This is a genomic window from Paraburkholderia franconis (assembly GCF_009362735.1).
Taxonomy (GTDB): Bacteria; Pseudomonadota; Gammaproteobacteria; order Burkholderiales; family Burkholderiaceae; genus Paraburkholderia; species Paraburkholderia franconis.
On sequence record NZ_WHNP01000177.1, the window covers coordinates 1 to 3,788 of the forward strand.

Genomic DNA, 3,788 nt, shown 5'->3' on the forward strand with positions numbered 1-3,788 from the left:
GTGGACTTCATGCTCAGGGCGAGGCGCGAAGTGGGCGCGGCCAAAGCCTTTTTCAGCAAGGCGATCAGGCATCAGGGCCAGTCGCCGGAGATCATCACGCTCGATGGCTATGCTGCCTCGCACCGCGCGGTGCGCGAGATGATGGTCGATGGTTCGCTGCCTGAAGACACGAAGGTCCGGTCCTCGAAATACCTGAACAACCTGATCGAGCAGGACCATCGCCATATCAAATCCAGAACGAATGTGATGCTCGGCTTCAAACGGTTCAGAAACGCCGCGACGACGATTTCAGGCATCGAGTTGACGCATCGCATTCGTAAGGGCCAGTTCGATCTCGCGAAGCTCGGCCTTAAGGATGCCGTTGCGCCCGTCGTATGGAATACGGTCCTCCGCGTTCAATAAGGTATCCTTCCTATATGAAGACTTCTCAACCGGCTTACCTATTTGCAGCAGAACCATCTATGGCACGGCGAGGGTGGATAGCGAGGACTTCGGGCACAACGAGCTCAAGCTCCCTGTCTTTCCGGCACTGGACACGCCCCAGGCGATCACGCTCCAGGCCCTGCCTCGCAGCGCCAAGGTCATGCTTTTTGCCGGCCCGCCGCTGCACGCCCCCTCAACCTGACCACAAAGGAATCTCATCATGGCTTTCGATCGCTTCACCGGCGATAACGCTGCCCTTCTGTTGACCACCAGGTCGGCACCATGGGCTGGGTACATTCCATTCCTTTCGAGGAGATGAAACGCAATGCGCTGATGCTGGCCAGGACCGCCAGCATTCTGAAGATGCCGGTGGTGCTGACCTCCAGCATGGAGGAGTACGCACACGGGCCGCTGCTGAGCGAACTGGAGCCTCTATCCTGCCGGACCAGTTCGCCGTCCGCATCAAGCGCGTCGGTATCGTTAACGCAATGGACGACGAAAACTTCGCCGCGGCCGTCAAGGCAACCGGGCGCCGCAAGCTCATCATCGCCGGCGTCATCAACGACGTCTGCACGGTGTTCCCGGCACTGAGCCTGGTGCGCGACGGCTACGAAGTGCAGGTGATCGCCGATGGCATCGCTCACTGACGAGAACTGCCTGCGACGGAAAGGAGATAAGAGAAACTTCCCGGCGGCGCTTGCAGGACCTGGCGATAAGCCTTCTGGTGCGCTGACCTTGATGCCGGCGTCGCGTGTGGATCGCGATAGGCCTACAAAGCAAGGCCTCTATATCGCGGCCTGATGAACAAAAAGCCCGGTGATCGACAAGCGAGGCATAGCACGGGAACAAGCAATGCATCTCGCCTTAGGGGTTCGTCATTAGATTCAGGAATCCTCTTCTTACTTAGGTGGCCACTATCCTCTATCCGGCGTGTCCCAAGCCGGATGCCCCCTGTATTGCGGCGACAACTGATCGCCGGAGACGACGGGCCGTTGTCGGACCCGAAAGAGCCGCCCGTGCGAGCGCCACAACAATGGCTGGTTTCGGATACGGAACAGCCGCACGCGAGCCAAGGCGATGGTCGGGCATGGGTCGAAGCGCCTTGTTTTGACCGCTGAACCGTGTCCGCGGCGATCGGATTTTGACCCGGTCGGCCGGTATCAGGCGTTAAACACCTTGTCGAAGTGACACAGACCTGAAAATTCCAAAAAACTCAAAAATATCAATATGATACGTGCACCACCGAGCCCGTTCCCGAGTGCAAAAATGAGCGCCCACCTCCAAATAGAATCAAAGACTTACATGGGGGTTTTGAACAGGTCCAGCGTGGCAACGCAGCAGTGCCCCGCTTGTATGTGTGACGCATAACGTTAAGGCTTATTCGACGCCTGCCAACACGCGCGGAGGCGCCCTCACATTCCTGTGGCCGATGGCAGGCATCGAATAACCCTTAACGACGCCRGACGCCAGACGCCACCGTGCTCGATGATCAACAAAGCGGCTACTACCTGCAACTCAACATGGGCAAGCGCGGCGTCAGCGTCGACATGAAAGACCCGCGCGGCAAGGAGTTCATGCGGCGTCTATGCGATTCGGCGGATGTGTTTGTCGAGAACTACCGGCCGGGCGCATTGGAAAAGCTGGGGCTTGGCTATGCCGAGTTATCGCGTCGTAATCCGGGACTTGTCTACTGTTCGATCTCCGCTTACGGCCACACGGGGCCGGACGCGCATCGTGCGGGCTTCGGCCTGATCGCGGAAGCGAAGAGCGACGCTTGTCTCGATGCATGAATATGCGGTGCAGTGCTACACGCTGCGCGGCGTTCTGCCGGAGCAGACGGGACACGACATGCCCACGTCGACGCTCTATGGCGTTTTCCGCGCAGCCGACGGCGACCTGGTGATAGCCGCTCAGGTCGATGAAGCCTGGAAGCGCTTCGCCGCTCTGATCGAATCACATGGCGGACCGGCAGGATTTGGTTCGGACACGCGATTCCACGACAGCGTGGGCCGCAACATGCATCGCACGGAAATTCTGTCCATCGTGGAGCCGTGGGTTGCGGCGCGCCCCGTCACGCAGATTCTGAACCTGCTGGATGACATCGACGTGCCCTGCGCAAAAGTACAACGCATCGACGAAGTGCTGGCCGATCCGCAGATACAGGCACGCGGGATGGTGGTCGAGCAGCAGCATCCGCGCTATGGAACGCTGCGCCTGCCCAATTTGCCGTTCCGCTTCTCCGGATGCGACACGACGATCCGCGAAGTCGCGCCCGATCTCGGTCAGCACAATGCAGACGTCGCGCAATCGCTCGGCTTCTCTGCCGCGGAGATCGACGCGATGCAAACAGAAGGCGTTCTCTATTCCAGACGAGTTCCAAGTGAGTCAAAGCGAGACCTACATGACTGACCAGTATGCAGTGATCGGCAACCCGATCGGACACACGAAATCTCCGCTGATTCATGGCCTTTTCGCCGAAGCGATGAAACAGGACATGACCTATACGGCACTCGTCGGCCCGCTCGAACCGGTAGGGGCGTTTGCCGAAGTCGTGCGCGCGTTCGGCGTGTCGGGCGGCAAAGGGATGAATGTCACCGCGCCCTTCAAGCTCGAAGCCTTCGCGATAGCCGATGAGCGCAGCGAACGGGCATCGCTGGCGAGAGCGGCCAACGCACTGAAGTTCGAGGACGGTCGTATCGTCGCCGAGAACTTCGACGGGATCGGACTCGTACGCGATATCGAGGTGAACCTGGGCGTGCCGCTCGAAGGCCAACGCGTGCTGATGCTCGGCGCGGGCGGCGCGGCCCGTGGCGCGCTGCTGCCGTTTCTCGCGGCACGTCCCGCGGAATTCGTCATCGCGAACCGGGACATCGCCAAAGCCAACGCGCTGATCGCGGACGCGGGCGCGCGTGGCTCAGTGCGCGCCTGCGCCTATGGCGATCTCGAGACGATGGGACACTTCGAGCTGGTGGTCAACGCGACCTCCGCAAGTCTTACCGGCGACCTCCCGCCCGTGCCGCCGACTGTCTTCAGTCCCGAAGGCACGGCCTATGAACTCGCCTACGGCAAGCGCCTCACGCCATTCCTGCGGCTCGCACGCAATGCTGGTGTGCGCGGCATCGCAGATGGTGTGGGCATGCTGGTCGAGCAGGCAGCGGAAGCGTTCGCATGGTGGCGCGGCGTGCGTCCCCGGACGCGCGCCGTGATCGACAGGCTCACCGTGCCGCTGGATTGAACTTGCTACGGAGACGCATGTGAAGAAGGTCCTGATGCTTCATGGCATCAATCACAACATGTTCAGCAAGCGCGACCCCGTGCTATACGGGACGATCACGTAGGACGATATCGATGGGCAATTGCAGTCG

Annotated in this window: 2 protein-coding genes and 3 pseudogenes; all 5 read left to right on the top strand. The window is 60.4% G+C overall.

Going from position 1 to position 3,788, the window contains the following annotated elements:
• Nucleotides 1–402: DDE-type integrase/transposase/recombinase (locus tag GCT13_RS47110; protein ID WP_152768376.1), on the top strand; the 402-nt coding region annotated here is incomplete at its 5' end.
• 241 nt (nt 403–643) lie between these two features.
• Nucleotides 644–1,058 (top strand): annotated as a pseudogene (locus GCT13_RS51070) (isochorismatase family protein); the annotation flags it as partial.
• 837 nt (nt 1,059–1,895) lie between these two features.
• A pseudogene (locus GCT13_RS47125) lies at nt 1,896–2,832 on the top strand (CaiB/BaiF CoA transferase family protein); the annotation flags it as partial.
• Nucleotides 2,825–3,658: a shikimate dehydrogenase gene (aroE, locus tag GCT13_RS47130; RefSeq protein WP_152768377.1), complete on the top strand. Its 834-nt coding sequence runs from the start codon at nt 2,825–2,827 to the stop codon at nt 3,656–3,658. The pseudogene GCT13_RS47125 and the gene aroE, both read left to right, overlap by 8 nt.
• A gap of 19 nt (nt 3,659–3,677) precedes the next feature.
• A pseudogene (locus tag GCT13_RS50410) lies at nt 3,678–3,758 on the top strand (type II 3-dehydroquinate dehydratase); the annotation flags it as partial.
• Nucleotides 3,759–3,788: the final 30 nt, after the last annotated feature.